General features: G+C 64.1%; 25 protein-coding genes. 16 read left to right on the plus strand and 9 right to left on the minus strand.

Features of this window, described 5'->3' with window-relative positions:
* Positions 1 to 118: 118 nt before the first annotated feature.
* The 6 genes from ACIQXM_RS10990 (at position 119) to ACIQXM_RS11015 (ending at position 8,223) form a co-directional block, all read left to right on the plus strand.
* Entirely contained in the window at positions 119 to 1,762 is a 1,644-nt protein-coding gene (locus ACIQXM_RS10990) for an ABC transporter substrate-binding protein (RefSeq protein WP_400931335.1), read from the plus strand.
* Between the two features lie 133 nt (positions 1,763 to 1,895).
* Positions 1,896 to 2,822: an ABC transporter permease gene (locus ACIQXM_RS10995; RefSeq protein ID WP_400931337.1), complete on the plus strand. Its 927-nt coding sequence runs from the start codon at positions 1,896 to 1,898 to the stop codon at positions 2,820 to 2,822.
* Positions 2,815 to 3,807 (plus strand): ABC transporter permease, encoded by a 993-nt coding sequence (locus ACIQXM_RS11000; RefSeq protein ID WP_400931339.1) that lies wholly within the window; start codon positions 2,815 to 2,817, stop codon positions 3,805 to 3,807. Before ACIQXM_RS10995 ends, ACIQXM_RS11000 begins: the two co-directional genes overlap by 8 nt.
* Before the next feature lie 14 nt (positions 3,808 to 3,821).
* Positions 3,822 to 5,528, plus strand: a complete 1,707-nt coding sequence (locus tag ACIQXM_RS11005) for an ABC transporter ATP-binding protein (protein WP_400931341.1) — start codon at positions 3,822 to 3,824, stop codon at positions 5,526 to 5,528.
* A gap of 285 nt (positions 5,529 to 5,813) precedes the next feature.
* Entirely contained in the window at positions 5,814 to 7,736 is a 1,923-nt protein-coding gene (gene typA, locus ACIQXM_RS11010) for a translational GTPase TypA (RefSeq protein ID WP_400931343.1), read from the plus strand.
* A 55-nt stretch (positions 7,737 to 7,791) separates the two neighbouring features.
* On the plus strand, positions 7,792 to 8,223 hold the full coding sequence (locus ACIQXM_RS11015; protein WP_400931345.1) for a hypothetical protein: 432 nt from the start codon (positions 7,792 to 7,794) through the stop codon (positions 8,221 to 8,223).
* Positions 8,224 to 8,383: 160 nt separating this feature from the next.
* Here ACIQXM_RS11015 and ACIQXM_RS11020 read toward each other — a convergent pair whose 3' ends face one another.
* Positions 8,384 to 8,617, minus strand: coding sequence for a hypothetical protein (locus tag ACIQXM_RS11020; protein WP_400931347.1), 234 nt, complete (start codon positions 8,615 to 8,617; stop codon positions 8,384 to 8,386).
* Positions 8,618 to 8,735: 118 nt separating this feature from the next.
* Here ACIQXM_RS11020 and fdxA point away from each other — a divergent pair, with 118 nt between their 5' ends.
* The 3 genes from fdxA to ACIQXM_RS11035 all read left to right on the plus strand — a co-directional run bounded on the left by fdxA (position 8,736) and on the right by ACIQXM_RS11035 (position 11,686).
* The gene (fdxA, locus tag ACIQXM_RS11025; protein ID WP_104052634.1) at positions 8,736 to 9,062 is read left to right on the plus strand and encodes a ferredoxin; all 327 of its coding nucleotides are present in this window, start codon (positions 8,736 to 8,738) and stop codon (positions 9,060 to 9,062) included.
* Entirely contained in the window at positions 9,059 to 10,213 is a 1,155-nt protein-coding gene (gene dapC, locus ACIQXM_RS11030; protein WP_400931350.1) for a succinyldiaminopimelate transaminase, read from the plus strand. The genes fdxA and dapC overlap by 4 nt, the downstream gene beginning before the upstream one ends.
* A gap of 180 nt (positions 10,214 to 10,393) precedes the next feature.
* Positions 10,394 to 11,686 carry a citrate synthase gene (locus ACIQXM_RS11035; RefSeq protein WP_400931352.1) on the plus strand — a complete coding sequence of 431 codons (1,293 nt, stop codon included), beginning with the start codon at positions 10,394 to 10,396 and terminating at the stop codon, positions 11,684 to 11,686.
* Between the two features lie 78 nt (positions 11,687 to 11,764).
* On the opposite strand, the gene galE is transcribed toward ACIQXM_RS11035, so the two are convergent.
* From galE to dapD, 3 genes are read right to left on the minus strand one after another with little or no spacing between them, the layout of a single operon-like run.
* Positions 11,765 to 12,781, minus strand: coding sequence for a UDP-glucose 4-epimerase GalE (gene galE / locus ACIQXM_RS11040; RefSeq protein WP_400931354.1), 1,017 nt, complete (start codon positions 12,779 to 12,781; stop codon positions 11,765 to 11,767).
* Between the two features lie 36 nt (positions 12,782 to 12,817).
* A complete protein-coding gene (locus ACIQXM_RS11045; protein ID WP_400931356.1) occupies positions 12,818 to 13,690 on the minus strand; it encodes a hypothetical protein in 873 nt (290 codons plus the stop codon).
* Positions 13,691 to 13,702: 12 nt separating this feature from the next.
* Complete coding sequence (gene dapD / locus ACIQXM_RS11050; RefSeq protein WP_400931358.1) at positions 13,703 to 14,683, minus strand: 2,3,4,5-tetrahydropyridine-2,6-dicarboxylate N-succinyltransferase; 981 nt, start codon at positions 14,681 to 14,683, stop codon at positions 13,703 to 13,705.
* A 103-nt stretch (positions 14,684 to 14,786) separates the two neighbouring features.
* Between dapD and dapE the strand changes: the two genes are divergently transcribed.
* Positions 14,787 to 15,878, plus strand: coding sequence for a succinyl-diaminopimelate desuccinylase (gene dapE, locus ACIQXM_RS11055; RefSeq protein WP_400931360.1), 1,092 nt, complete (start codon positions 14,787 to 14,789; stop codon positions 15,876 to 15,878).
* 80 nt (positions 15,879 to 15,958) lie between these two features.
* Here the strand turns inward: dapE and ACIQXM_RS11060 are convergent, their stop codons facing one another.
* The 4 genes from ACIQXM_RS11060 to ACIQXM_RS11075 form a co-directional block, all read right to left on the minus strand.
* On the minus strand, positions 15,959 to 16,834 hold the full coding sequence (locus ACIQXM_RS11060) for an amino acid ABC transporter permease (RefSeq protein WP_400931362.1): 876 nt from the start codon (positions 16,832 to 16,834) through the stop codon (positions 15,959 to 15,961).
* The gene (locus tag ACIQXM_RS11065; protein ID WP_400931364.1) at positions 16,831 to 17,499 is read right to left on the minus strand and encodes an amino acid ABC transporter permease; all 669 of its coding nucleotides are present in this window, start codon (positions 17,497 to 17,499) and stop codon (positions 16,831 to 16,833) included. The genes ACIQXM_RS11060 and ACIQXM_RS11065 overlap by 4 nt, the downstream gene beginning before the upstream one ends.
* A 101-nt stretch (positions 17,500 to 17,600) precedes the next feature.
* Complete coding sequence (locus ACIQXM_RS11070) at positions 17,601 to 18,446, minus strand: glutamate ABC transporter substrate-binding protein (protein ID WP_400931366.1); 846 nt, start codon at positions 18,444 to 18,446, stop codon at positions 17,601 to 17,603.
* A gap of 142 nt (positions 18,447 to 18,588) precedes the next feature.
* Positions 18,589 to 19,365 (minus strand): amino acid ABC transporter ATP-binding protein, encoded by a 777-nt coding sequence (locus ACIQXM_RS11075; protein WP_400931368.1) that lies wholly within the window; start codon positions 19,363 to 19,365, stop codon positions 18,589 to 18,591.
* 136 nt (positions 19,366 to 19,501) lie between these two features.
* Here ACIQXM_RS11075 and ACIQXM_RS11080 point away from each other — a divergent pair, with 136 nt between their 5' ends.
* The 6 genes from ACIQXM_RS11080 (at position 19,502) to ACIQXM_RS11105 (ending at position 24,514) form a co-directional block, all read left to right on the plus strand.
* The gene (locus ACIQXM_RS11080; RefSeq protein ID WP_400931370.1) at positions 19,502 to 20,272 is read left to right on the plus strand and encodes a TIGR00730 family Rossman fold protein; all 771 of its coding nucleotides are present in this window, start codon (positions 19,502 to 19,504) and stop codon (positions 20,270 to 20,272) included.
* A gap of 57 nt (positions 20,273 to 20,329) precedes the next feature.
* The gene (locus tag ACIQXM_RS11085; protein WP_400931372.1) at positions 20,330 to 20,686 is read left to right on the plus strand and encodes a DivIVA domain-containing protein; all 357 of its coding nucleotides are present in this window, start codon (positions 20,330 to 20,332) and stop codon (positions 20,684 to 20,686) included.
* Positions 20,683 to 21,261, plus strand: a complete 579-nt coding sequence (locus ACIQXM_RS11090; protein ID WP_400931374.1) for a DNA-3-methyladenine glycosylase I — start codon at positions 20,683 to 20,685, stop codon at positions 21,259 to 21,261. The genes ACIQXM_RS11085 and ACIQXM_RS11090 overlap by 4 nt, the downstream gene beginning before the upstream one ends.
* Positions 21,251 to 22,507 (plus strand): hypothetical protein, encoded by a 1,257-nt coding sequence (locus ACIQXM_RS11095; protein WP_400931376.1) that lies wholly within the window; start codon positions 21,251 to 21,253, stop codon positions 22,505 to 22,507. Before ACIQXM_RS11090 ends, ACIQXM_RS11095 begins: the two co-directional genes overlap by 11 nt.
* 155 nt (positions 22,508 to 22,662) lie before the next feature.
* A complete protein-coding gene (locus ACIQXM_RS11100) occupies positions 22,663 to 22,830 on the plus strand; it encodes a DUF3117 domain-containing protein (protein WP_354177852.1) in 168 nt (55 codons plus the stop codon).
* Between the two features lie 10 nt (positions 22,831 to 22,840).
* Entirely contained in the window at positions 22,841 to 24,514 is a 1,674-nt protein-coding gene (locus ACIQXM_RS11105) for a leucyl aminopeptidase family protein (protein WP_400931379.1), read from the plus strand.
* Between the two features lie 22 nt (positions 24,515 to 24,536).
* On the opposite strand, the gene ACIQXM_RS11110 is transcribed toward ACIQXM_RS11105, so the two are convergent.
* Positions 24,537 to 25,172, minus strand: a complete 636-nt coding sequence (locus ACIQXM_RS11110; RefSeq protein WP_400931380.1) for an O-methyltransferase — start codon at positions 25,170 to 25,172, stop codon at positions 24,537 to 24,539.
* Positions 25,173 to 25,235 lie beyond the last annotated feature (63 nt).

Genomic DNA, 25,235 nt, shown 5'->3' on the forward strand with positions numbered 1-25,235 from the left:
TGTGATTAGTACGGTGTACTCCAAAGCAATATGCTTTTGAACTTGTGAGTCGGCTCACTGTCCCGAGAGCCGCAGTGCTGACGCTCAGTCAGCCTTATTTCAGAACATAGGAGGCGGAATGCGCTACACACGCACTTCCAAATTGCTCAGCGTCGCAGCAGTTGCTGCTCTGGCGCTTAGCGCCTGCGGCGGCGGCGACGATTCGGCCCAGTCCGGCGCGGAGGGCGACACCAGTCGCGTCATCATCGCGGATGGTTCCGAGCCCCAGAACCCGCTGATCCCCACCAACACCAACGAGGTTGGCGGCGGCGCCATCTTGGATCTGCTGTTCGCAGGCCTCGTCAGCTATGACGCAGACGGCAAGCCTCAGAACGAGATGGCAGAGTCCATCGAGACCGAGGACGCCCAGAACTACACCATCAAGCTGAAGTCGGGCAAGACTTTCACCAACGGTGACCCGGTCACCGCTTCGTCCTTCGTGGACGCTTGGAACTACGGTGCAGCCGCCAAGAACGCCCAGCTTTCCGGCACCTTCTTCGAGAGCATCGAAGGCTACGCCGAAGCCAGCGCTGAAGGATCCACCCTGGATTCCATGTCCGGCCTGACCGTCGTTGACGACACCACCTTCACGGTGGCCCTGAGCCAGCCCGAGTCCGACTGGCCGCTGCGCCTTGGCTACAGCGCGTTCTACCCGCTGCCTGCCGCAGCTCTGGCGGACCCCGCTGCCTACGGTGAAAACCCCGTCGGCAACGGCCCGTACAAGTTCGACGGTGAAGGCGCCTGGGAGCACAACCAGCAGATCAAGCTGGTTCCCAATGAGTCCTACGACGGACCCCAGAAGGCCCAGAACGCCGGTGTGACGTTCAAGATCTACCAGAGCGACACCACGGCCTACCAGGACCTGATCTCTGACAACCTGGACGTCCTGAAGACCATCCCGACGTCTGACGTCAAGAACTTCAAGAGCGACCTCGGCGAGGACCGCTCCATCGAGTCCCCGTACGCCGGCAACCAGACCATTGCCATCCCGTACTACCTCCCGAACTGGAGCGGTGAAGCCGGAAAGCTCCGCCGCCAGGCCCTCTCCATGGCGATTAACCGTGACGAAATCACCCAGGTGATCTTCGCCGGCGGCCGTACGCCTGCTGAGGACTTCACCGCACCGGTGCTCGACGGCTACGACGCCGATCTGCCGGGCAGCGAAAACCTGGAGTTCAACCCGGACAAGGCCAAGGACCTGTGGGCCCAGGCGGAGAAAATCTCCCCGTACGACGCCTCGCAGCCCCTGACCATTGCGTACAACGCGGACAAGGGTGATCACAAGACCTGGGTTGAAGCCGTAGTCAACGGTGTCAAGAACAACCTCGGCATTGAGATCACCGGCAAGCCGTACGCAACCTTCAAGGAAGCCCGCACGGAGGCCACCAACGGTGTCCTCACCGGTTCCATCCGTTCCGGCTGGCAGGCTGACTACCCGTCGCTGTACAACTTCCTGGGCCCGATCTACACCAAGGGCGCAGGCTCCAACGATGCGCGTTACGACAACCCTGAGTTCGAGGCCATGCTGGACAAGGGCCTGGCCGCCACCTCGGTTGAAGAAGGCAATGAGACGATGAACCAGGCGCAGGAAATGCTCCTGGAAGATCTGCCCGCTATTCCCCTGTGGTACCAGGTTGCCCAGGGCGGCTGGAGCACCAACGTAGACAACGTTGAGTTCGGCTGGAACGGCGTGCCGCTGTACTACGCCATCACCGGCAAGTAATCCCTCACAGCCTAAGGGGCCCGGCTGCGACTGCAGCCGGGCCCTTGGGCCGCTCCAATGTAAAGGTGCTCTTTCGAATGAGTTTCACCAACCCCCCGCAGCATGCGCGTCACGTGCCAGAGGCTGACGTCTGATGGCCGGCTATGTCCTGAGGCGCTTCCTGCAGCTGATCCCCGTATTCCTGGGTGCCACGCTGCTTTTGTATTTCCTGGTCTTTAGCCTGCCGGGCGATCCCACGGCAGCCATCTGCGGCGAAAAGGGCTGCACGCCCGCCGTCGAGGCCGCGCTCCGCGCCCAGTACAACCTTGACCAGCCTTTCTGGATCCAGTACCTCACATACCTTAAAGGCGTCCTGACCTTCGACCTCGGCACCAACTTTGCCGGCCGTGAAATCTCCACGATCATCGCCGAGGTCTTCCCGACCACCGCGAAGCTGGCCATCATGGCGCTGGTTTTCGAAGCTGTCTTCGGCATTGTCTTCGGCCTGCTGGCCGGACTGCGCAAGGGCAAGATCTTCGACTCCTCCGTCCTGGTCCTCTCCCTGGTCGTTATCGCCGTTCCGATCTTCGTGCTCGGCTTCCTCATGCAGTTTGTCTTCGGCGTTAAGCTCGCCTGGACCAATCCGACTGTCAGCGGCGACGCCACGTTCACTGAACTGCTGCTGCCCGCGATCGTGTTGGGGCTGGTTTCCTTTGCCTATGTACTGCGCCTGACCCGCACCAGCGTGATCGAAAACGCCAACGCGGATTACGTGCGCACGGCTACGGCCAAGGGCCTGAGCCGCCGCCGCGTCGTCGTCGTACACATCATGCGCAACTCCATGATTCCCGTAGCCACCTTCCTGGGTGCGGACCTTGGTGCCCTCATGGGCGGCGCGATCGTGACCGAAGGAATTTTCAACGTCAACGGCGTCGGCAACACCCTGTACCGCGCCGTGCTTAACGGAGAGGCTCCGGTGGTCGTTTCGATCGTCACCGTGCTGATCCTGATTTTTTGCCTCGCCAACCTTTTGGTAGATCTGCTGTACGCGTGGCTGGACCCGAGGATTCGATATGCCTGAGAATAACCAAGCACTGACCCCCGCAAACCGCGGCAAGGTCTCGCAATACCCGATTGAACACTTCGTGGCCGACGTGGAGGAAACTCCGGTCGCGGCGGTTGACAGTTCCACCGCCGACGGAGCTCCCCGCAGCCTCTGGAGTGAAGCGTGGCGCAGCCTGCGCAAGCAGCCGCTGTTCATCATCAGCGCCCTGCTGCTGCTGGCCGTGCTTGTGGTTGCTATCTTCCCCGGCATCTTCACCAACGAACAGCCGAATGACAACTGCCTGCTGATCAACTCTGACGGCGGATCGGCTCCGGGCCACCTGCTCGGGTTCACCCAGCAGGGCTGCGACGTCCTGGCGCGGGTGGTTTACGGAACACGTTCGTCCCTGACCGTTGGCCTCTTCGCCACTCTCGGCGTCGTGGTTCTTGGCGGCATCATTGGTGCCCTTGCCGGATTCTTCGGCGGCTGGGTGGATGCCATCCTGGCCCGCGTGGGAGACATCTTCTTCGCACTGCCGATGATCCTGGGCGCAATCGTCGTCGTCCAGCTCCCGTTCTTCCGTGAAAACCGCAATGTCTGGACCATCGTCCTGATCCTCGTAACCTTCGGATGGCCGCAGGTGGCCCGTATTACCCGCGGCGCCGTCCTCGAGATCCGCAACGCGGACTTCGTCACGGCGGCCCAGTCGCTGGGTGTTTCCCGGATGTCGGCGCTGATCAAGCACGTTATCCCGAACGCGCTGGCCCCGGTGATCGTCATCGCGACCATTTCACTCGGAACCTTCATCGTGGCCGAATCGACGCTGTCCTTCCTGGGCATTGGCCTGCCGCCGGACGTCATGTCCTGGGGCAACGACATCTTCTCCGCGAAGTCCTCCCTGCGCAGCAACCCGTGGGCCATGTTCTGGCCCGGCCTGGCACTGTCCCTGACCGTGCTGTCCTTCATCATGCTCGGCGATGCCCTGCGGGATGCGCTCGACCCCAAGTCGCGTAAGCGATGACTAAGGATCTAAACATGTCTACGCAAAGCATGAACCAGGCGCAGGCCCTGGGAGGGCAGCCCCAACCGCTGCTCGAACTGCGGGACCTCGCGATTACCTTCAAGACGAACAACGGCGATGTTCCGGCCGTTCGCAACGCGCATCTGACGATCATGCCCGGTGAAACGGTCGCGATCGTAGGGGAGTCCGGATCCGGCAAGTCGACGACGGCGCTTGCCGCCATCGGCCTGCTGCCCTCCAACGGTTCGGTGTCCGGCGGAAGCATCATTTTCGACGGGGAGGACATCACCCACGCGAGTGAAAAGCGCATCATCGAACTGCGCGGAAACTCGATTGGCATGGTCCCCCAGGATCCGATGTCCAACCTGAACCCGGTCTGGAAGATCGGTTTCCAGGTTAAGGAAACGCTGCGGGCCAACGGCCTGCCGCACGATGCCAAAGACATTGCCCAGGTCCTCAGCGAGGCCGGCCTGCCGGACGCTGCGGACCGGGCCAACCAGTACCCGCACGAGTTCTCCGGCGGCATGCGCCAGCGCGCGCTGATTGCCATTGGACTCTCCTGCCGACCGCGCCTGCTCATCGCCGATGAGCCGACGTCGGCCCTGGACGTCACGGTGCAGCGCCAGATCCTGGACCACCTGGACCGGATGACGGATGAGCTGGGCACTGCTGTCCTGCTCATCACGCACGACCTCGGCCTTGCCGCCGAGCGCGCGCACAAGGTTGTGGTGATGTACAAGGGGCAGGTGGTCGAAGCCGGTCCCGCACTGGAGCTGCTAACCAACCCGCAGCACCCGTACACCCGCAAGCTCGTGGAATCAGCACCGTCCCTCGCTTCCCGGCGGATCCAGACAGCCAAGTCCCTGGGCATGGAGGGTTCGGAGGTCCTGGCTTCCAGCCCTGAAGCGGTCAGGAACGAGAGCATCATCGAAGTGAAGCACCTCTCGAAGGTGTTCAAGCTGCGCGGTGCCCTGGGCAAGTCCACGGACTTCACGGCTGTTGATGATGTGTCCTTCTCGATTCCGCGCGGTACCACCACCGCTGTGGTGGGGGAGTCGGGTTCCGGCAAGTCCACCGTGGCGCGCATGGTGCTCGGCCTGGAAAAGGCCACCGGAGGAGACATCCTGTTTGACGGCGTGGACATCACCACGCTGAACCGCAAGAAGATGTTCGACTTCCGGCGGCGCGTACAGCCGATCTTCCAGGACCCCTACGGTTCCCTGGACCCGATGTACAACATCTACCGGACCATTGAAGAGCCCCTGCGGGTGCACGGCATCGGAAACTCCAAGAGCCGGGAAAAGAAGGTCCGCGCACTGCTGGACCAGGTCTCCCTGCCGGCGTCGATGATGCAGCGCTATCCCAATGAACTCTCCGGCGGGCAGCGGCAGCGCGTGGCAATTGCCCGCGCGCTGGCGCTGGATCCTGAAGTGGTGATCTGCGATGAGGCGGTGTCCGCCCTGGACGTCCTGGTCCAGGCGCAGATCCTGAACCTCCTGGCCGACCTGCAGTCGGAACTGGGCCTGAGCTACCTGTTCATCACCCACGACCTCGCCGTTGTGCGCCAGATCGCCGATCAGGTCTGCGTCATGCAGAAGGGCCGGATTGTCGAGACCGGTTCCACCGACGATGTGTTCGACAACCCGCAGCAGGAGTACACCCGGGCCCTGCTGGCAGCGATTCCCGGTGCGGGCCTGATGCTCCCGCCGGCCGTTGCCTAACGGGTAGTACACCGCGACATACAGGGAAGGCAGGCAGCCCGTCGGGCCGCCTGCCTTTCCTGCATCTGCAAACCTGCCCTGGGGTGTAAAACACGCCCATTAGGGAACTTATGGTCTTCGGATTAGAATAGTAGCGTGCCCGCTGACGGCGGCGCCTTCGGTACATTCTTACGGAGCATACGTGCAGAGCGGGATTCGTACAGAACGGCCGGATCAACCCGGACACATGACCGGGCTACTGTGCACCACCTTCGAACTTATCTCCTATGAATTGAGTCCTCACGCATGTCAGAAACCAACACGGCTGTAAACACCGCAGTACGAAGCGATCTCCGCAACGTTGCGATTGTGGCCCACGTTGACCACGGTAAGACGACGCTCGTCGACGCCATGCTGAAGCAGACGAACTCGTTTGCATCCCATGGTGACGTGGAAGAACGCGTGATGGACTCCGGTGACCTGGAGCGCGAAAAGGGCATCACGATCCTGGCCAAGAACACCACGGTGTTCTACAACGGACCGGCTGCCAAGGGTGAAACCATCACCATCAACGTCATCGACACCCCCGGCCACGCCGACTTCGGCGGCGAGGTCGAGCGCGGCCTGTCCATGGTTGACGGCGTTGTCCTCCTGGTCGATGCATCAGAGGGCCCGCTGCCCCAGACCCGCTTCGTCCTGCGCAAGGCCCTGGCCGCCAAGCTGCCCGTTATCCTGCTGGTCAATAAGACCGACCGTCCTGACTCCCGCATCGATGAGGTTGTCAGCGAAGCCATGGACCTGCTGCTGGGCCTGGCCTCCGACCTCGCGGACGAAGTTCCGGACCTGGACCTGGACCTCGTCCTGAACGTCCCGGTTGTCTACGCCGCAGCCCGCGTTGGAGCTGCCTCCCTGGAGCAGCCGGCCGACGGCGAAGCTCCCGCCAATGACAACCTGGAACCGCTGTTCCAGACCATCATTGATCACATCCCGGCTCCCACCTACGACCCCGAGGGTGTCCTCCAGGCTCACGTCACCAACCTGGACGCATCCCCGTTCCTGGGCCGCCTGGCACTGCTGCGCATCTTCAACGGCACCCTCCGCAAGGGCCAGACCGTTGCCTGGGCCCGCGCCGACGGCACCATGAAGACCGTGAAGATCACCGAGCTCCTGGCCACCAAGGCCCTGGACCGCGTACCGACCGAATCCGCCGGTCCGGGTGAAATTGTTGCTGTTGCCGGTATCGAGGACATCACCATTGGTGAAACCTTGACCGACGTTGACAACCCCAAGCCCCTGCCGCTGATCACCGTGGACGATCCCGCGATCTCCATGACCATCGGTATCAACACCTCGCCGCTGGCCGGCCGGGTCAAGGGTGCCAAGGTCACGGCCCGCCAGGTCAAGGACCGCCTCGACAAGGAACTGATCGGTAACGTATCGCTGAAGGTCCTTCCGACCGAGCGTCCGGATGCCTGGGAAGTCCAGGGCCGCGGCGAGCTCGCCCTGGCCATCCTCGTGGAGCAGATGCGCCGCGAAGGCTTCGAGCTGACTGTCGGCAAGCCGCAGGTTGTTACGAAGGTCATTGACGGCAAGATCAATGAGCCGATGGAGCACATGACCATTGACGTACCCGAGGAATACCTCGGCGCCGTCACGCAGCTGATGGCTGTCCGCAAGGGCCGCATGGTCAACATGGCCAACCACGGCACCGGCTGGGTCCGCATGGAATTCATCGTTCCCGCCCGTGGCCTGATCGGCTTCCGCACCAAGTTCCTGACGGAAACCCACGGTGCAGGCATCTCCGCATCCATCGCCGAGGGCTACGAGCCCTGGGCCGGCCCGATCGAGTACCGCACCAACGGCTCGCTCATCGCTGACCGCTCCGGCGTCGTCACCCCGTTCGCGATGATCAAGCTGCAGGAACGCGGCTCCTTCTTCGTGGAGCCCACCTCCGAGGTTTACGAGGGCATGATCGTTGGCGAGAACTCCCGCGCCGATGACATGGACGTGAACATCACCAAGGAAAAGCAGCTCACCAACATGCGTGCCGCTTCCTCGGATACCTTCGAGAACCTGACCCCGCCGCGCAAGCTGACTCTGGAAGAGTCCCTCGAATTCGCCCGCGAAGACGAGTGCGTGGAAGTTACCCCGGAGGCCATCCGTATCCGCAAGCTCGTCCTCGGTGCTTCCGAGCGTGCCAAGGTTACCCGCGCCCGCGCCAAGAGCTAATCCCATTACCACGGCATCAGCGCCGCTGCACCGGGTCCCGCTCTGGCGGGGCCCGGTGGCTGCGGTGCTCGGCGGCCTGCTGGCCTCTGTGCTGGGAACGGGACTGCACGCCCAAATCCTCTACCTCGGGGATACGGGCCTGCCGCTGGGTGCGATTGCCGCACTGATTCTCAGCTGCGCTGCCACCGTGTTTGCCGGCCTCTGGGCAGGCAAAGCGGTGTGGAGCGCCGCGGCAGGGCTGCTGGCCTACCTGGTGCTGGGACTCTTTACGCTGGACCTGTGGGACAGTCCGCTGATCATCACCGGCACTTCCCTCGCTGAACAGCCCGGCATAGTCCTGGCCGGGCGTATCTGGCTCTTCGGGCAGGCTGCGGCCACCATCGTCGCCCTGGTGATCACCTCGCGGGTCCTGGCCAGTGACCGCCGCGCTGCCGCTGAGAATGCGGCGGCAGGGCAGATTGCCGTTCAGCCCCCGTATCCGGGCTAGCAACAAGTTCACAGCGCTCAGTCTTAAAAAGAACGACGGACGCCGCGGGAAACCGCAGCGTCCGTCGTTCTTTTTAACGTTGGTGCGGCCCTGGCCTCGGTGGTGCGGCCCTGAAAGCGGCGGCCCGCGCGAGTCCAGGGTGCTCCGGTGAAAGCGGCGCTCAGCGCCGCGGAGCACGCCGTTCCGGGGGCGGAGGCACCTGCTTGGCGGCGGTTACCAGGGCATAGGGCACGGTCACATTGCCGCGGCGTCCAGCCACCGTCACGGCCGCTGCGTCCGCTGAAACCAGATAGCCGAGCACATCGGTGAAGCCGCCTTCGATGCGGTACCGCACCACCACCCGTGCGCCGTCGGGCAGGGCTTGGAGGAGGGCGGCGGGGCTCGGAACGTTCACCGTTACATGGTACGCGGGCACTGCCCGGCTGGGAGATAATGGTCTGGGCTACTAACGTGGAACCAACACTTCGCGGATTTCCCGTCGGGACGATCCGCAGATCAGGAAGGCAAGGGACGTGACGTACGTAATTGCGCAGCCATGCGTAGATGTGAAAGACAAGGCATGCATTGAGGAATGCCCGGTGGACTGCATCTACGAAGGTGAACGCTCCCTCTACATCCACCCGGACGAATGCGTCGACTGCGGTGCCTGTGAGCCCGTCTGCCCCGTGGAAGCGATTTACTACGAGGATGACACGCCCGAAGAATGGGCCGACTACTACAAGGCCAACGTCGAGTTCTTCGATGACCTTGGTTCTCCCGGCGGAGCCGCCAAGATCGGCAACACGCACAAGGATCACCCGATCATTGCCGTGCTGCCGCCGCAGAACCAAGAGGCATGAGCACCATACCGTCCCGCGCCTTCGGGCTGGATTTGCCGGAGTACCCGTGGGAAGCCATGGCGCCCTACGTCGAGCTGGCATCAGAACACCCGGACGGTGCGGTCAACCTGTCCATCGGAACACCCGTGGATCCAACTCCGTCGGTAATCCGTGAGGCCCTGACCGCTGCCGCTGATGCTCCCGGATATCCCACCACGCACGGAACGCAGTCGCTTCGCGAAGCAATTGCCCAGTGGTACGCACGACGGCGCAATGTGCCCGGACTGGATCCGCAGGACATTATGCCCACCGTCGGTTCCAAGGAACTGGTGGCCTGGCTGCCGCTGCTGCTGGGACTGGGGGAGGGCGACGTCGTCGTCCGTCCCACGGTTGCCTACCCCACCTATGACATGGGCGCGGTCCTGGCCGGTGCCACCCCTGTGGCCGCCGACAACTTGGATGAGCTCGACGACGACGTCCGCGCCCGGGTGCGGCTGGTCTGGGTCAACTCGCCCGGCAACCCCACGGGGATCGTGCGGTCCGCGTCCTCGCTGCGCACCCTGGTGGATTCCGCCCGGGCCGCCGGCGCGGTGGTTGCCTCCGATGAATGTTATGCCGAACTCGGCTGGGGACAGTGGGATCCGTCCCGCGGAGGGGCCCCGGTGCCGAGCATCCTGGACCCCGCAGTAAGCGGCGGCAGCAATGAACTGCTGCTCTCCGTCTACTCCCTCAGCAAGCAGTCCAATATCGCCGGCTACCGGGCAGCCTTTGTGGCCGGGGACAGCGCGATCATCGCTAACCTGGTCAACAGCCGCAAGCATGCCGGCATGATTGTCCCCGCACCCGTACAGGCTGCCATGCAGGCCGCGCTGGCGGATGACGCGCACGTGGCCGAGCAGAAGGACCGGTACCGTGCACGCCGCGAGCTGCTGGTGCCCGCGCTGGAAGCATTCGGGCTGCAGATCCACCACTCCGAAGCCGGCCTGTATCTCTGGGCCACAGCGGGGGAGGACACGTGGACCACGGTGGAGCGGCTGGCCCGGCTGGGCATCGTCTCCGGACCGGGCGTCATCTACGGTGAGGCCGGGGCCGGCTTTGTCCGGATAGCCCTGACGGGTTCCGACGAGCGGGTGGCCGCCGCCGCTGACCGGCTCAACGCTGCCGGCTTATAACCTGCCCTGGCCAAGACCTGTATGTTTCGGCTACACAACAACGCGGCCCTCGATTAGTCGTAGGGCCCGCCTAAAGGGTAGCGTTTTGCCTAAATAGATTTAGCGGAATTGACACTATGGGCGCTCCCATCCATGCGGCGCCCGTAGCTCTGGTTTCTTCAAACTCCTGAAGGAGACTTAATGACTGAGCGTCCCAGTGCACAGCTGCACTACGGGGAAAACACCGAAGACCGCCTGGAACTTCCCCGGGTTCGCGCTGTGGAAGGCAACGAGGGCTTTGATGTCTCCAAGCTGCTGAAGCAGACCGGAACCGTCACGTATGACCCCGGCTTCATGAACACCGCCTCCACAAAGTCCGCCATTACGTATATTGACGGCGACGCCGGCATCCTGCGCTACCGCGGATACCCCATTGAACAGCTGGCAAAGAACTCCAGCTTCCTGGAAACTTCCTACCTGCTGATCTACGGGAATCTCCCCACCGCTTCCGAACTGGAAGATTTTGACCAGCGGATCCGCCGGCACACCATGCTGCACGAAGACCTCAAGAGCTTCTTTGGCGGCTTCCCCCGGGATGCCCACCCGATGCCGGTGCTGTCCTCGGCGGTGAGCGCCCTCTCCACCTTCTACCAGGATTCCCTGGACCCCTTCGATGAAGAGCAGGTGGAGCTCTCCACCATCCGCCTGATGGCCAAGCTGCCCGTCATCGCTGCCTACGCGCACAAGAAGAGCATGGGCCAGCCCATGCTCTACCCGGACAACTCCATGAACCTCGTGGAGAACTTCATGCGCCTGAGCTTCGGCCTTCCGGCCGAGCCGTATGAAATCGACCCGGACCTGATCAAGGCCCTGGACCAGCTCCTGGTCCTGCACGCTGACCACGAGCAGAACTGCTCCACGTCCACGGTCCGCCTGGTCGGCAGCGCCGGCGCCAACATGTTCACCTCCGTATCCGCCGGGATCAGCGCCCTCTCGGGCCCGCTGCACGGCGGCGCCAACGAGGCCGTGCTGAACATGCTCCGCGAAATCAAGTCCACGGGCATGGCACCGGAAACCTTCATGGAGAAGGTCAAGAACAAGGAAGACGGCGTGAAGCTCATGGGCTTCGGGCACCGCGTCTACAAGAACTACGATCCGCGCGCCAAGATCGTCAAGGCCACCGCGCACGACATCCTGGCCAAGCTCGGCGGCAACGACGAGCTGCTGGAAATCGCCATGCGCCTGGAAGAAAAGGCCTTGGCCGATGATTACTTCATCGAGCGCAAGCTGTACCCGAACGTGGACTTCTACACCGGCCTGATCTACAAGGCCATGGGCTTCCCCGAAAAGATGTTCACGGTGCTGTTCGCCATTGGCCGCCTGCCGGGCTGGATTGCCCAGTGGCGCGAAATGATGCTGGACCCGCAGACCAAGATTGGTCGCCCGCGCCAGCTGTACACGGGCTCACCCGAACGCAACTACCCCATTCGCTAGGCCCGCAAAGCCTGGACATAAGGAAAGGCCCCCGGAATCCGCTTGGATTCCGGGGGCCTTTTCACGTCAGCGCTTGGATCAGGACGCGGCGTAACCCTGCGGGTTGTTCTTCTGCCAGCGCCAGTGGTCCTCGCACATGGCGTCCAGGCTGCGCTCCGCAGACCAGCCGAGATCCGCCAGGGCGGCGGAGGGATCGGCGTAGCTCACGGCGGCATCACCGGGACGCCGGTCGGCGAACTCGTACGGGATTTCCTTGTCCGCTGCCTTGGAGAAGGCGGCGAGGACCTGCAGCACGGAAGACCCGTTGCCGGTGCCCAGGTTCCAGCGGTGCACACCGGGCTTGGTGGTGATGAATTCCAGAGCGGCGAGGTGTCCCGCGGCGAGGTCCACCACATGGATGTAGTCGCGCACACCGGTGCCGTCCTCGGTGTCGTAATCGTTGCCGAAGACCATCACCTTTTCCCGGCGGCCCACCGCAACCTGCGCCACGAAGGGCAGCAGGTTGTTGGGTACGCCCGTGGGGTCTTCACCAATCCGGCCGGACTCATGGGCGCCGGCGGGGTTGAAGTAGCGCAGCAGGGCAATGTTCCAGCGCTCGTCCGAGGCACCCAGATCAGCCAGGATGTCTTCGATCTGTTCCTTGGTGCGGCCGTAGGGGTTCACGGCATCCATCGGCATGTCTTCGGTCAGCGGAACCTCTTCGCTGGCACCGTAGACCGTGGCGGAGGAGCTGAAGACCAGGGTCCGGACATCGTGCTTGTCCATCATGCGCAGCAGGTTCAGGGTGCCGCCCACGTTGTTGTGGTAGTAGTACAGGGGCTTTGCCACAGATTCGCCCACGGCCTTCAGCCCAGCAAAGTGGATCACGGCGTCGATCCGGTGGTCGGCAAAGACGCTGTCCACAGCATCCTCATCCAGCAGGTCAGCCCGCACAAAGACGGCGCTGCGCCCGGCCAGGTCCTGGACCCGGTTCAGGGATTCCTCGCTGGAGTTTGCCAGATTGTCCAGGACCACAACGTCGTGGCCCGCTTCCAGCAGCGCCAATGTCGTATGGGATCCGATGTATCCCGTGCCTCCGGTAACTAGTATTCGCATATCAACAGACTAGTGGATTCCCCGGATCAATCCGGGTTAGGACTGGTCCATCATTCGAAAGACTGTGACGACGACGGCGTTTCCCGAGGAGGGTGCCGCAGCCCAGGTGCCGCCGGCACGGGTCCAGCGCTGTTCGTCGAACGCCACTGAATCCAGGGAGAGGGCAGCGGCGTTGGCCACGGCCCATTGGGCCAGGGACCAGCCGTAGGCGTCGGTCCCGGCAACGGTGATGCGGTCTCCTTCAACAGTGGCATCCACCGATCCGTACACCGCGGTCATCGCCGCCAGGACGGCATCCGGACTGCCGGAAGCCGTGGGCGGATCCAGGGTGCAGGTGAGGGCCGCCGGGGACTGGCCGGTCAGGGCGGAAGCGAACGCCTTCGCTTCCGCCTCGTGATCGGCATACGCCTCGGGAAATGCACTGCGCTGGACGGTCTGCGCAGCGACCGTCAGCGGCAGCTCCGCGTAGTTCGGTACTTTTTCCAGCGCGTCATAGAAGGCATTAACGGCGTAGACCGGATCCATCACCTGGTCTTCGCTGCCCCAGCCTTGGGACGGACGCTGCTGGAACAGCCCGCGGGAGTCCGGACCGGCGTCGTCCCCGTAGTCAAGGTTCCGGAGGCTGGACTCCTGGATGGCGGTGGCCACAGCAATGGAAGCGGCCCGCGCCGGCATGCCTCGGCGGACGGAGATCCCCGAGATCAGCGCGGCAACTTCGGCGCGTGCCGGAGGCAGCGAATAGGAAGCACCGTTCACCGTCGCCGTGCAGGCAGCGGGATCCCGCCTCTTCTCCTCCGGTTCCCTGAGCACCGATACCGCATACACGGTGACGCCCACCAGGAAAAGGACCACCAGCACCATGACCGGGAGATATCCGAAGCGGTGCTGTGAGCGGGAATCCGGAGGCACGGGCAGCCGCTGCTAGTTGGCGTGCAGGGCAGCGTTGAGTTCCACGCTGGCACCGCTGCGGGCGAGGGCCTCCACCGCCCCGGTTGTTGAGTTGCGGCGGAACAGCAGGTTGGGGACGCCCGAGAGTTCCACGGCCTTGACCACCTTGGGTTCCTCGCCGGGAACCAGCACGGACACCCGGGTGCCGGCGGTAATGTAGAGGCCGGCTTCCACCACGGACTCGTCGCCGATGCTGATGCCCACGCCTGAATTGGCGCCCAGCAGGACGCGCTCACCCAGGGCGATCTTCTCGCGCCCGCCGCCGGAAAGGGTGCCCATGATCGAGGCGCCGCCGCCCACATCGGTTCCGTTGCCCACCACCACGCCGGCGGAGATGCGGCCCTCCACCATGGAGACGCCCAGCGTGCCGGCGTTGAAGTTGACGAAGCCTTCGTGCATCACAGTGGTGCCTTCGGCGAGGTGCGCACCCAGGCGCACCCGTCCGGCGTCGGCGATGCGTACGCCGGAGGGAACCACGTAATCGGTCATCCGCGGGAACTTGTCCACGCCGAACACTGTCAGCGGGCCGCGTTTGCGCAGGCGCAGCCGGACTGCCTCAAAGTCATCCACGGCGCAGGGCCCGAAGTTGGTCCACACAACGTTGGGCAGCTTGCCAAAGATGCCGTCCAGATTGAGCGAATTGGGAGCGGCAAGGCGGGTGGAGAGCAGATGCAGGCGCAGGTAGGCGTCGGCGGTGTCCGCGGGAGCGGCGTCGAGGTCGATTTCGGTGCGCAGCACCTCGCCGTGCGTGCCGCGGTCGGCGTCGGTCATGGCAGCTGCGGCCGCTTCCAGCTCAGGCGCGAGGGCAGCGGCGGCAGGGGAATCGGCGGCGTCCCGGGCATCAAGCACGGGCCGCGGGTACCAGACGTCCAGCACCGTGCCGTCTTCGGTGATGGTGGCCAGGCCCAGGCCGGAGGCAATGCGGGCGGTCGGGGAGGAAGAGCGTGAAGTCATGGAGCAAGTCTACCGATCAGTGTCTTCTACTGATCGGTGGCTGTCAGATGGCGGCACCGGCCCGGCTTCCCGCCCGTCACTCCAACATCGGTAGGGTGGAAACATGTTGAATTCTTCCGCCGGACCCCTGGACCTGACCCGTGACGTGGCTTTGCTGACCGCAGACCTCATGGACATTGAAAGCGTGTCAGGCAATGAAAAGCGCCTGGCCGACGCCGTGGAGGAAGCCCTGCGTGCCCTGCCCCATCTGGAGGTGGTGCGCGACGGCGACTCCGTCATGGCCCGCACCTCGCTGGGCCGCGCCGAGCGCGTGATCCTGGCCGGACACCTGGATACGGTACCGCTGCCCACGGTTCCGGGCTCCCGCGGCACCGTGCCCTCGTCCTGGGACGGCGAAGTGCTGTACGGACGCGGAGCCACGGATATGAAGGGCGGGGTCGCCGTGCAGCTGGCGCTGGCCGCGGAGCTGACCGACCCCTCCCGGGATGTCACCTACGTGTTCTATGACCACGAGGAGGTTGAGGCGTCGCTGTCCGGACTGGGACGCCTGCAGGACAGTTACCCGCAGTGGCTGGAAGCCGACTTTGCGGTGCTGCTGGAACCCACGAACGGCACGGTGGAGGGCGGCTGCAACGGAACCATGCGCTTCCATGCCACCACCGCCGGCCGGGCCGCTCACTCGGCCCGCGCCTGGATGGGCGAGAACGCCATCCACGCCGCTGCGGAGATCCTGACCCGGCTGCGGGACCACGAACCGGCCACCGTCTCTGTGGAAGGCCTGGACTACCGGGAATCCCTCAACGCCGTGAAGATTTGGGGCGGCACGGCCGGAAACGTCATTCCTGATTCCGCCACGGTGGAAATCAACTACCGCTTTGCTCCGGATAAATCGCTGGAAGAGGCTGAGGCCTACGTGCGGACCCTGCTGTCCGGCTTTGACCTGGTCCGCACCGACGCCGCCGCAGGAGCCCGCCCCGGACTGGACCGGCCCGCCGCGGCAAGCTTTGTGGCCGCGGTGGGGGAGGAGCCCAAGCCCAAATACGGCTGGACCGACGTCGCACGGTTCAGTGCGCTGGGCATCCCAGCCGTGAACTTCGGTCCGGGGGATGCCCTGCTGGCGCACACCGACAATGAGCACGTTACCGCCGGTGCGGTGCGTGCCTGCCTGTCCGCGCTGCGGACCTGGCTGAGCTAGCAGGACGCAAAAAGGGGAGGCCCGGCATCTGCCGGGCCTCCCCTTTCACGTTTCTTCGGTCCGGTGTTTCAACCGCCCGGCTATTTCACCGGAGCTTCCACGCCTTCCGGGTCAATGACATCCTCACGGACCAGGAGCTTGCCGGCACGTGCACCCAGCAGGCGCGAGAGCCGCTGCGCAGTGAAGGTCAGCAGGATGTTGATCACGATGAAAATGGCTGCAGCCACCAGAAGGGCCGGCAGCATATTGCCTTCACCTGCCCCGAGCCGCTGGGCATTGGCCAGCAGGTCGGAGTAGCCAATGATGTAGCCCAGGGCCGAGTCTTTGAGGATAACCACAAACTGGCCCAGCAGGGCAGGCAGCATGGCCACCAGGGCCTGCGGAATTTCAATGCTGCGCAGGGACTGCCCGGGGGTCAGGCCGATCGCCAGCCCTGCCTCCCGCTGTCCCTTGGGCAGCCCGAAGACGCCCGAGCGGACCAGCTCGGCAATCACTGAGCCGTTGTAGAGGGTCAGCGCCACCACCACGGCGGCGAAGGGAGCGTTCGCTGCCTCCATTGGGGTGGACTTGGCGAAGAACTGGTACAGGAAAATCATCATCAGCAGCACCGGGACGGCACGCAGGAATTCGACGACGACGTCGCACACCCACCGCAGCGGAGCCAGCCCGGAGAGACGGCCGAAGCCGAAGAGCAGGCCGAAGGCAATGGAGGTGACCACGGCGACGCCGGCGGCTTTCAGCGTCTGCAGCAGCCCGGGGAGCAGCGTGTAGCGCCAGGTGGACCACTCCAGGAACGGCGTCCATTTGGCCGCCTCGAACTGGTCCTTTGCGGCCATTCCATTCACGATGAAGGCGAGGATTCCCAGCACGATGAGCGCGCCGAGGATGTTGAAGATGAGGATCCGGCTGCGTGCCTTGGGTCCCGGGACGTCAAACAGAACTGCCTGTGTACTCATCGGGCAACCGCCAGTTTCTTCGAAGCCCAGGTGGTGAGCAGGCCGATGGGGATGACAAGCACCACGAATCCGAGCGCGAAGACCAGGAAGATCTGGGTCATGACGTCGGGCCGGAATTCGATCAGTGTCTTCATGAGGTTGGACGATTCCACCACGCCGGCAGCGGCGGCCACAGTGGTGTTCTTGACCAGGGCTATGAGCACATTGCCCAGCGGCACCACTGCCCCGCGGAACGCCTGCGGCAGGATGATCAGCCGGGCAGCGGGCAGGAAGGACAGGCCGATGGACCGGGCTGCTTCCGCCTGGCCCAGGGGAACGGTGTTCACGCCGCTTCGAATCGCCTCGCACACGAAGGCGGCGTGATAGACGCTCAGGGCCACCACTGCCAGCAGGAAGAAGTTCAGCGTGAAGTCGGAGCTGAGGCTGATTTGGAGTTGCCCCCAGAGACCCAGCACGGAGAAGACCATGATGATGGTCAGGGGAGTGTTGCGGAAGATGTTGACGTAGGCGGTGCCGAACCAGCGCAGGCTGGCGATCGGGGAAATCCGCATCACCGCCAGGAGCGTTCCGAGCACGAGCGATGCGAGGCCGGCCCAGAACGCGAGCTTGATATTGACCCAGAACGCGGCGGGAACGTCCTCGAAGAGGGCGAAGAAATCACCCATGTTGTACCTCTTCTATGGTGGAAACCGGTGCATGTGCAGGAAGGATGCCTCCCTGCACATGCACTCTGGCGGAGAGCCGGCGGGCGGGCCGGATATCGCGGTTAGGCGCAGGCTTCGGGCTCCGGCGGGTTCAGGGCTTCGTTGTAGGTGTAGTCGGCACCTTCGGTGTTGGCCTTGATGGACTCTTCCCAGGAACCGTCCTCAATCATCTTGCGGATGGCCGTGTTGATGGCCTCGCACTGGTCGCTGTCCTTGGAGATGCCCACGCCGTACTTCTCCTCGGTGAACGGGTTGCCGACCACCTTGAACTTGCCGGCGTTGGCGTCCGTGGAGGCCAGGCCGGCGAGGATGATGTCATCGGTGGTGACTGCATCAATCTGGCCGCCCTGCATGGCGGTCACACAGTTGGCGTAGCCGCCCTGTTCCAGCAGGTTTACGTCCGAGGCCAGCGTGTCCTTGACCTTCTGGGCGGACGTGGAACCGCTGACGGAGCAGAGGTTCTTGCCGTTCAGGTCCTCGGGACCGTTGATGTCCGTGTTGTCCGCGTTGACCAGCAGGTCCTGGCCGGCCACGAAGTACGGTCCGGCAAAGGCGACGCGTTCCTTGCGGGCATCGGTGATGGAGTAGCTCGCGAAAATCATGTCCACCTCACCGTTCTCCAGCACATTTTCACGCTGCAGGGAGGGGGTTTCCTTCCATTCGATCTGGTCTTCGGAGTAGCCCAGTTCGTTTGCCACGTACTTGGCAACATCAATATCGAAGCCGCTCGGCTCGTTGCCTTCCATGAAGCCAACGCCGGGCTGGTCGAACTTGATGCCGATGGTGACCTTGTCTCCGGAGCCTGACTCTCCGCTTCCGGCTTCGTTGCCGGAGTCGCCTCCGCAGGCGGACAGGGACAGTGCGGCGGCAGCGGCGAATGCCACTGCGGCGTAACGGGTCTTGCGCATGATTTCTCCTTGCATAGCGGCCTCCCGGACGGGTCGGCCTTCTTCAAGGGGTTGCCCCCATCTGGTGAATCTGGTGGATCTGGTGCGGGTGGAACGAGGAAAACCGCCGAGCTGTGGAGCTGCGGCCATGACGTGCGGTGCCCTAGTGGGCGAGGATCTTGCCCAGGAAATCTTTGGCGCGGCGGCTCTGGGGGCGGGTGAAGAACTCTTCCGGAGTGGCCTCTTCAACGATCTGTCCGTCGGCCATGAACACCACGCGGTCCGCGGCCTTGCGGGCAAACCCCATTTCGTGGGTCACCACGATCATGGTCATGCCTTCCTTGGCCAGGCTCACCATGGTGTCCAGCACTTCATTGATCATTTCCGGATCCAGCGCTGACGTTGGTTCGTCAAAGAGCATGACCTTGGGCTGCATGGCCAGTGCACGGGCAATGGCCACCCGCTGCTGCTGGCCGCCGGAAAGCTGGGCCGGGAGCTTGTTGGCCTGGTTGGCCACGCCCACCCGCTCCAGCAGTTCCATCGACAGCTTCTTGGCTTCGGCGGATTTCATGCCCTTGACCTTGACCGGGCCCAGGGACACGTTGTCGAGGATTGTCTTATGGGCAAACAGGTTGAAGGACTGGAAAACCATGCCGACGTCGGCACGAAGCTTTGCGAGGGCCTTTCCTTCTGCCGGCAGCACTTTGCCGTCGATGGAGATTTCTCCGTCATCAATCGTCTCGAGCCGGTTGATGGCGCGGCACAGTGTCGACTTTCCGGAACCGGAGGGGCCAATCACCACCACCACTTCGCCGCGGGCAACTTCAAGGTTGATGTTGCGCAGGACGTGGAGGTCGCCGAAGTGCTTGTTGACGTTCTTAAGCGAGACAAGAGGAGCAGCAGAATCAGGCGTCGCGCCTTCAGTTGTGTCACGGGTCATAAGAAGAAAGATATCCAATGATTGTGTCCAAGATGTGTCCTGGTCCACATTTCGCCCGCATCGTGACGCAAGAGCAACCAAACCGCACCCGCGGCGGGTGTGAGATCCCGGACACGCATGTGGCTACCCTTGAATCATGGAATTCAGCGACAACACATCCCGCGGACGAACAGGCGCACCCCGCAAGCGCGGTCCAGTGGAGCTGCGCCGGGCGCAGGCCCGGGCGCCCCAATCAGACCGCTACCTGCTTGACTCCTCCGACCACACGCATTTCACGCATACGGACCCGTGGCGGGTGCTGCGCATCCAAAGTGAGTTCGTGGAGGGGTTCGGCAGCTTGTCGGAGCTGGGTCCGGCGGTCAGCGTATTTGGCTCCTCCCGCAGCCTGCCGGGTTCTCCCTATTACAAGCTGGGCGAAGAAGTTGGCCGGCTGCTTGCAGAAGAGGGACTGGCCGTCATCACCGGAGGCGGCCCCGGCTCCATGGAAGCAGCGAACAGAGGGGCCGTCGAGGCCGACGGACTGTCGGTGGGCCTGGGAATTGAGCTTCCGTTCGAAACCGGCCTGAACGACTGGGTGGACCTGGGCATCAACTTCCGGTACTTCTTTGTGCGCAAGACCATGTTCGTCAAGTACGCGCAGGGCTTCATTGTGCTTCCCGGCGGGTTCGGAACCATGGATGAACTTTTCGAGGCCATGACCCTGGTCCAGACGCAGAAGGTTACTTCCTTCCCGATCGTGCTCATCGGAACGGACTTCTGGAGCCCCCTGATGGACTGGATCAAGGGCACCCTGCTGGCCGAGGGGATGATTTCTGCGAAGGATCTGGACCTGATCCACATCGTGGACGACCCGGCGGAAGCCGTTGAGCTGATGATCAGTGACAGTGCCGGACACGTCTCGCCGTAGGCCGGCGTCGGCACCGGAATCAGGAAGGGCCTGCGGCCGGTCTGGCACGATGGTCCTGTGACAACCTTCTTGGTCTTCGTAGCCGTAATAGCAGCAGGGGCTGTGGCTCTGGCAGCAACAGGGATCCTGCACCGCCGCAGGGCCGGCGGGGTTGCCGGTCCGGTTGCTGCCGGCTCTCCCGGTTTGGCCGAACCTGATCCGCGGCTGCCGCCGGTCCTGTTGCCGGATCACGTCCGGCCGGCGGATATCGGCAGGCTTCGGTTTTCCGTGGCGCTGCGCGGGTATCGGATGGACCAGGTGGACGCCGTCCTGGCCCGGCTGGAATCCGCCCTTGCCGAGCGTGATGCCGCGCTCGCAGCAGCTGCCGAACGGCCTCCGGGCAGTGACCCCCGGGATCCGGGGACGCCTTCATGAGCACTGTGGCAGGAGCCGACGGGCAGCTTCGGTGCCCCTGGGCCGTCGCGAGCCCCGATTACCAGCAGTACCACGATGAGGAATGGGGGCGGCTGGTGACGGGTGAGAGTGCCCTCTATGAACGTCTTTGCCTGGAGGCCTTCCAATCCGGGCTGAGCTGGATCACGATCCTGCGCAAGCGGCCCGCCTTCCGGGAGGCATTCGCGGGCTTTGATCCGGAAGCGGTGGCCCGGTTCACTGAAGCGGACCGGGAACGGCTCATGGCAGACGCAGGCATTGTCCGTAACCGGGCAAAGATCAACGCCGCCATCGCCAATGCCCGTGCGCTCCTGGACCTGCCCGACGGCGAGAGCCTGGAGTCGCTGCTCCTGGCGCACCGGCCGGACTCTTCACGGCCCGCACCGCGGGATATCTCCGACGTTCCGGCCACGACGCCGGAGTCAACGGCCCTGGCGAAGGCCCTCAAGAAGCGGGGCTTCCGGTTTGTGGGGCCCACCACCGCCTATGCAATGCTGCAGGCTACGGGTTACGTGAACGACCATTTGGAAAGCTGCTGGGTCCGCAATGCGCGATAGCGCGGCTCCGGAACGGGAGATCCGTCCGCCGTCGCGCGTCAACGCTGCACTGATACGCACTGCGGGCCGCGCGGCTGCGGTCTTCCAGCGATGGCCGTGGTACTGGAAGGTCCTGGCGATCTGGGCGCTGGCCCGCCTCTTCTCCTTCGCCGTGCTGCTGGCTGTGGCTGCACAGCAGGGGCTGAACCCCTGGGGGTGGGCCGGAACGCCGTCGTACCTGCAGTTCATCGGAGCCTGGGACAGCGAGTGGTACCAGCGCATATTTGCCGGCGGCTACCCCGGCGAAATCCCGCGCGATGCGACGGGACGGGCCCAGGAGAACCAGTGGGCGTTCTACGCATTGTTCCCCGCTGTGGTGCGGGCGCTTGCGGCCGTTACCGGGCTGGGGTGGGAAATCCTCGCCCCGCTGGCGGCCACTGCTGCGGGGTTTGCTGCCGCCCTGATGATGTACCGGCTTTTTGTGCTGCGGGCCTCTTCGGCTGCGGCGCTCTGGGGAGTCCTGTTCGTGGCCGTAAGTCCGGTATCTCCCATCCTGCAGATTCCCTACGCGGAGTCGCTGAACCTGCTCCTGCTGTCGGCGTCGCTGTACCTGCTGGTGACGCGCCGGTACCTGGCCGCAGTGCCGGTGGTCCTTTTGATGTGCCTGTCCCGTCCGGTGGGCGTGGCCTTTGCCCTGATGATGGGTATTCTCTTCCTGCGCCGGTGGATGCTCCGGAAGCAGGCCGCCTTCCCCCGGGCCGAGGTGCTGCAGATGGGCATCCTGACGGCAGCCTCCGGCATCGGAGCCCTCGCCTGGCCGGCACTGGCCTGGGCCTGCACGGGGGACATGCGTTCCTACACGGACACGGAGACGGCATGGCGAGGAGACACCCTGCTGTTGTTCCAGCCGTGGATTGTTGAAGCTGAACGCCTTTTCGGGTCCGTCATGGGCCCGGTGGCCCTGCTGATACTGCTGGCGCTCACGGCAGCATGCTTATTGTCCGAGCCGGTGCGCAGGCTCGGCGTGGAGATGCAGGTGTGGTGTGCGGCGTATGTGCTGTACCTGCTGGCTTTCCTCAACCCGCTGACCAGCACCTTCCGGCTGCTGCTGCCGCTCTTTCCGCTGGGCCTGGCCCTGGCATCCCTCAGCGGCTCCCGCGCCTACCGCACCGCTGTGGCACTGGCCTTCCTGGTACTGCAGATCGTCTGGGTGGCATGGCTGTGGAGGTGGACTCCGCTGCCCGGCGGAGGGGATTATCCACCCTAGGCCTGTGGCGGGGAACACACGAAATTTCGTTTGCGTCACCTTTGTACGGAATAATGAAGGCAATTGCCGCCGGAGCAGCTTTTGAAGCCGTGCGACAGAGGATTACATGTGACTGGGGGACAGCCCGCAGCGCATTGTGAAAGGGGAACTGGAACATGGCTGCTATGAAACCGCGTACAGGGGATGGGCCAATGGAGGTCACCAAGGAAGGGCGAAGCCTTATCCTGCGGGTGCCGATTGACGGTGGCGGACGCCTTGTTGTTGAGCTGAACGCCGAGGAAGCGGGAATGCTCAAGGACTGCCTTCTGGGCGTTACGAGCTAGGACACCACCCATGCAGCGAGCTCCCAGAGGTTCATCCAAGACCGCCCCGTCCACCGGGGAGGCCTCCGGGCCTGCGATGCCGGACACCGCCATGACGGCCGTATCCGCAGCGGAGCGGCTGCACCCCCGGACCGGCGCCCCCACCGCCGGCACCGGGCTGCACCCGGCACCCGAGGAGGGAATTGACGTCCTGGCCGTGGCCATGGCGGCAGCTCCGCAGACCTCAGTGCGCGATGATACCGAGGAAGCGCTGCATCCCACTCCGCAGCCCCGCCGGGGTTCCGTTGAAACGGCCCTCTGGTACGAGGTGGATGTTGCCGCGCGGGCGGCGACGGCGGGGGTCACCGGCAAGGCCGGAGAAACCCTGCTGGTGGAACCGCCGTCGGGCAAAACCGGTGAGTTGCCCGCAAAACTGATTTATCTGGGTGTCGGAGATGAGAGCACGGCCGGCATGCGCCGCGCAGGTGCTGCGTTTGCCCGGGCAACCAGGGGCGCCCGCCGGATCCGGGCAGCCGTGGTTGACGGACTGGCACCCGAGGTACAGCAGGCCTTCCTGGAAGGCTTCTTCCTGGGCGGGTACCACGCACCGCGGCAGGGCAAAACACCGGCCGGGCCGCCCATGGCCCGGGAGATGCAGCTGACCGGCCTGGATCCGGAAGCGCTCCGCCTGGCCCAAATCACTGCCCGCGCCGTTTGGCTGGCACGGGACCTGACCAACCTTCCGCCGGATGTTGCCACTCCGGAATGGATGGCGGTTCAAAGCCGTGCCGTCGCTGACCGTTCCGGTCTTTCCATCACCGTGCTGGACGAGGCAGAACTTTCACGGCGGGGATTCGGCGGCCTGACGGCTGTGGGATCCGGCTCGAGCAATCCGCCGCGGCTGGTGCAGGTCTCCTATCAGCCGGCCGCAGCGGCAGCGGATTCTGGACAGCATATTGTCCTGGCAGGCAAGGGCATCACGTTCGACTCCGGCGGCATTTCGCTGAAGCCGCGTGAAGCGATGATGAGCATGAAAATGGACATGGCCGGAGCAGCAGTAGTCCTCGCCGCTGTTGAGGCAGCCGCCGCGCTGGAGCTGCCCCACCGGGTTACCGGAATCCTGGCCCTGGCCGAAAACGCCATTGGCGCTTCCGCATACCGTCCCGGTGACGTTGTTGCCACCTACGGTGGAACCACGGTGGAGATCGGCAACACGGACGCTGAAGGCAGGATTGTCCTGGCCGACGCGCTCGCCTATGCGGCTGCCGAGCTGGCCCCGGATGTCCTGGTGGACATCGCCACCCTCACCGGGGCTGCGGCTCTGGGCCTGGGCCAGCAGTACGGGGCCGTATTCTCCAATACCGCGGAGCTGCTCAGTGCGATGGAAAAGGCGGGAAGCGCCTCCGGTGACCGGGTCTGGCCGCTGCCGCTGGTGCAGGAGTATGGCTACGCCCTTGCCTCGGACACTGCAGACCTTGCCCACGTAGCGCCTCCGGCCCTGAAGTTCGGTGCCGGAGCAATTGTTGCCGCCTTGTTCCTGGAAAAGTTCGTTGACGGTACCCGGTGGGTGCACCTTGATATTGCCGGGCCAATGCGGGCCGGAACGGACAGCCATGAAACAGCGAGGGGCGCCACCGGCTTCGGGACACGTCTGCTGATCAGCTTCCTCCGGGACGCGTCAAGCCTCCGGCTTCCTGCGGAATAGTTTTGGTTTCCCGCCGGTCCGGCTAGCTGACTTTCACGGCCAGCAGCAGGCCGTCACCGGTGGGGAGCAGGGATGAAACGAGCGCGTCATTTTCCCGGATTGCTTTCCCCACCTTGCGCATGGTGTTCGTGGTGGCTTCGCGGATGGCGGGGTCTGAAACCTTGTCATGGTCCAGGGCATCGTTGACCACCAGCAGTCCGCCCGGCTTGAGGAGGCGAACGGCCTGCGTTACGTAGAGCGGGAAGGACGGCTTGTCGGCATCGATGAAAACCATGTCATAAGCCGCGTCCGTAAGCCGGGGGAGGACCTCGGCGGCCCGTCCGGAAATGGTGCGCGTCCGGTTGCCGGGCACTCCGGCCTCACGGTAGGCCTCCCGTGCCGCACGCAGGTGATCCACGTCCGAATCGATTGTGGTCAGGACCGACTGGCGTCCCAGCCCCCGCAGCAGGCAGACGCCGGAGATGCCGGCACCCGTGCCGATTTCCACCACTGTCTGCGCCTTGGATGCTGCAGCCAGGACGGTGAGAGCGGCTCCGACCCCCGTGGACACCGGAGTGACGCCCAGTTCATGGGAACGTTCCCGAGCGCGCAGCAGCACTTCGTCCTCGAAGGGCAGCCCCTCCGTGTAGGACCAGCTCGTCTGCTTGTCGGCGCTCATGGGTTTCACTTTCATTGGAGTGGTCAATGCTCTGTCAAGCTTAAGGCCCGGCGGCCGCGTGCT

This window comes from Arthrobacter sp. NPDC097144 (assembly GCF_044762205.1).
Taxonomy (GTDB): domain Bacteria; phylum Actinomycetota; class Actinomycetes; order Actinomycetales; family Micrococcaceae; genus Arthrobacter_B.

Bases quoted from the DNA above. Each gene is read 5' to 3' on its own strand.
- ACIQXM_RS10990 (WP_400931335.1), top strand. From the start codon at position 119: ATGCGCTACACACGCACTTCCAAATTGCTCAGCGTCGCAGCAGTTGCT.
- ACIQXM_RS10995 (WP_400931337.1), top strand. From the start codon at position 1,896: ATGGCCGGCTATGTCCTGAGGCGCTTCCTGCAGCTGATCCCCGTATTC.
- ACIQXM_RS11000 (WP_400931339.1), top strand. From the start codon at position 2,815: ATGCCTGAGAATAACCAAGCACTGACCCCCGCAAACCGCGGCAAGGTC.
- ACIQXM_RS11005 (WP_400931341.1), top strand. From the start codon at position 3,822: ATGTCTACGCAAAGCATGAACCAGGCGCAGGCCCTGGGAGGGCAGCCC.
- typA (WP_400931343.1), top strand. From the start codon at position 5,814: ATGTCAGAAACCAACACGGCTGTAAACACCGCAGTACGAAGCGATCTC.
- dapC (WP_400931350.1), top strand. From the start codon at position 9,059: ATGAGCACCATACCGTCCCGCGCCTTCGGGCTGGATTTGCCGGAGTAC.
- ACIQXM_RS11035 (WP_400931352.1), top strand. From the start codon at position 10,394: ATGACTGAGCGTCCCAGTGCACAGCTGCACTACGGGGAAAACACCGAA.
- galE (WP_400931354.1), bottom strand. From the start codon at position 12,781: ATGCGAATACTAGTTACCGGAGGCACGGGATACATCGGATCCCATACG.
- dapD (WP_400931358.1), bottom strand. From the start codon at position 14,683: ATGACTTCACGCTCTTCCTCCCCGACCGCCCGCATTGCCTCCGGCCTG.
- dapE (WP_400931360.1), top strand. From the start codon at position 14,787: ATGTTGAATTCTTCCGCCGGACCCCTGGACCTGACCCGTGACGTGGCT.
- ACIQXM_RS11060 (WP_400931362.1), bottom strand. From the start codon at position 16,834: ATGAGTACACAGGCAGTTCTGTTTGACGTCCCGGGACCCAAGGCACGC.
- ACIQXM_RS11065 (WP_400931364.1), bottom strand. From the start codon at position 17,499: ATGGGTGATTTCTTCGCCCTCTTCGAGGACGTTCCCGCCGCGTTCTGG.
- ACIQXM_RS11070 (WP_400931366.1), bottom strand. From the start codon at position 18,446: ATGCGCAAGACCCGTTACGCCGCAGTGGCATTCGCCGCTGCCGCCGCA.
- ACIQXM_RS11075 (WP_400931368.1), bottom strand. From the start codon at position 19,365: ATGACCCGTGACACAACTGAAGGCGCGACGCCTGATTCTGCTGCTCCT.
- ACIQXM_RS11080 (WP_400931370.1), top strand. From the start codon at position 19,502: ATGGAATTCAGCGACAACACATCCCGCGGACGAACAGGCGCACCCCGC.
- ACIQXM_RS11090 (WP_400931374.1), top strand. From the start codon at position 20,683: ATGAGCACTGTGGCAGGAGCCGACGGGCAGCTTCGGTGCCCCTGGGCC.
- ACIQXM_RS11095 (WP_400931376.1), top strand. From the start codon at position 21,251: ATGCGCGATAGCGCGGCTCCGGAACGGGAGATCCGTCCGCCGTCGCGC.
- ACIQXM_RS11100 (WP_354177852.1), top strand. From the start codon at position 22,663: ATGGCTGCTATGAAACCGCGTACAGGGGATGGGCCAATGGAGGTCACC.
- ACIQXM_RS11105 (WP_400931379.1), top strand. From the start codon at position 22,841: ATGCAGCGAGCTCCCAGAGGTTCATCCAAGACCGCCCCGTCCACCGGG.
- ACIQXM_RS11110 (WP_400931380.1), bottom strand. From the start codon at position 25,172: ATGAGCGCCGACAAGCAGACGAGCTGGTCCTACACGGAGGGGCTGCCC.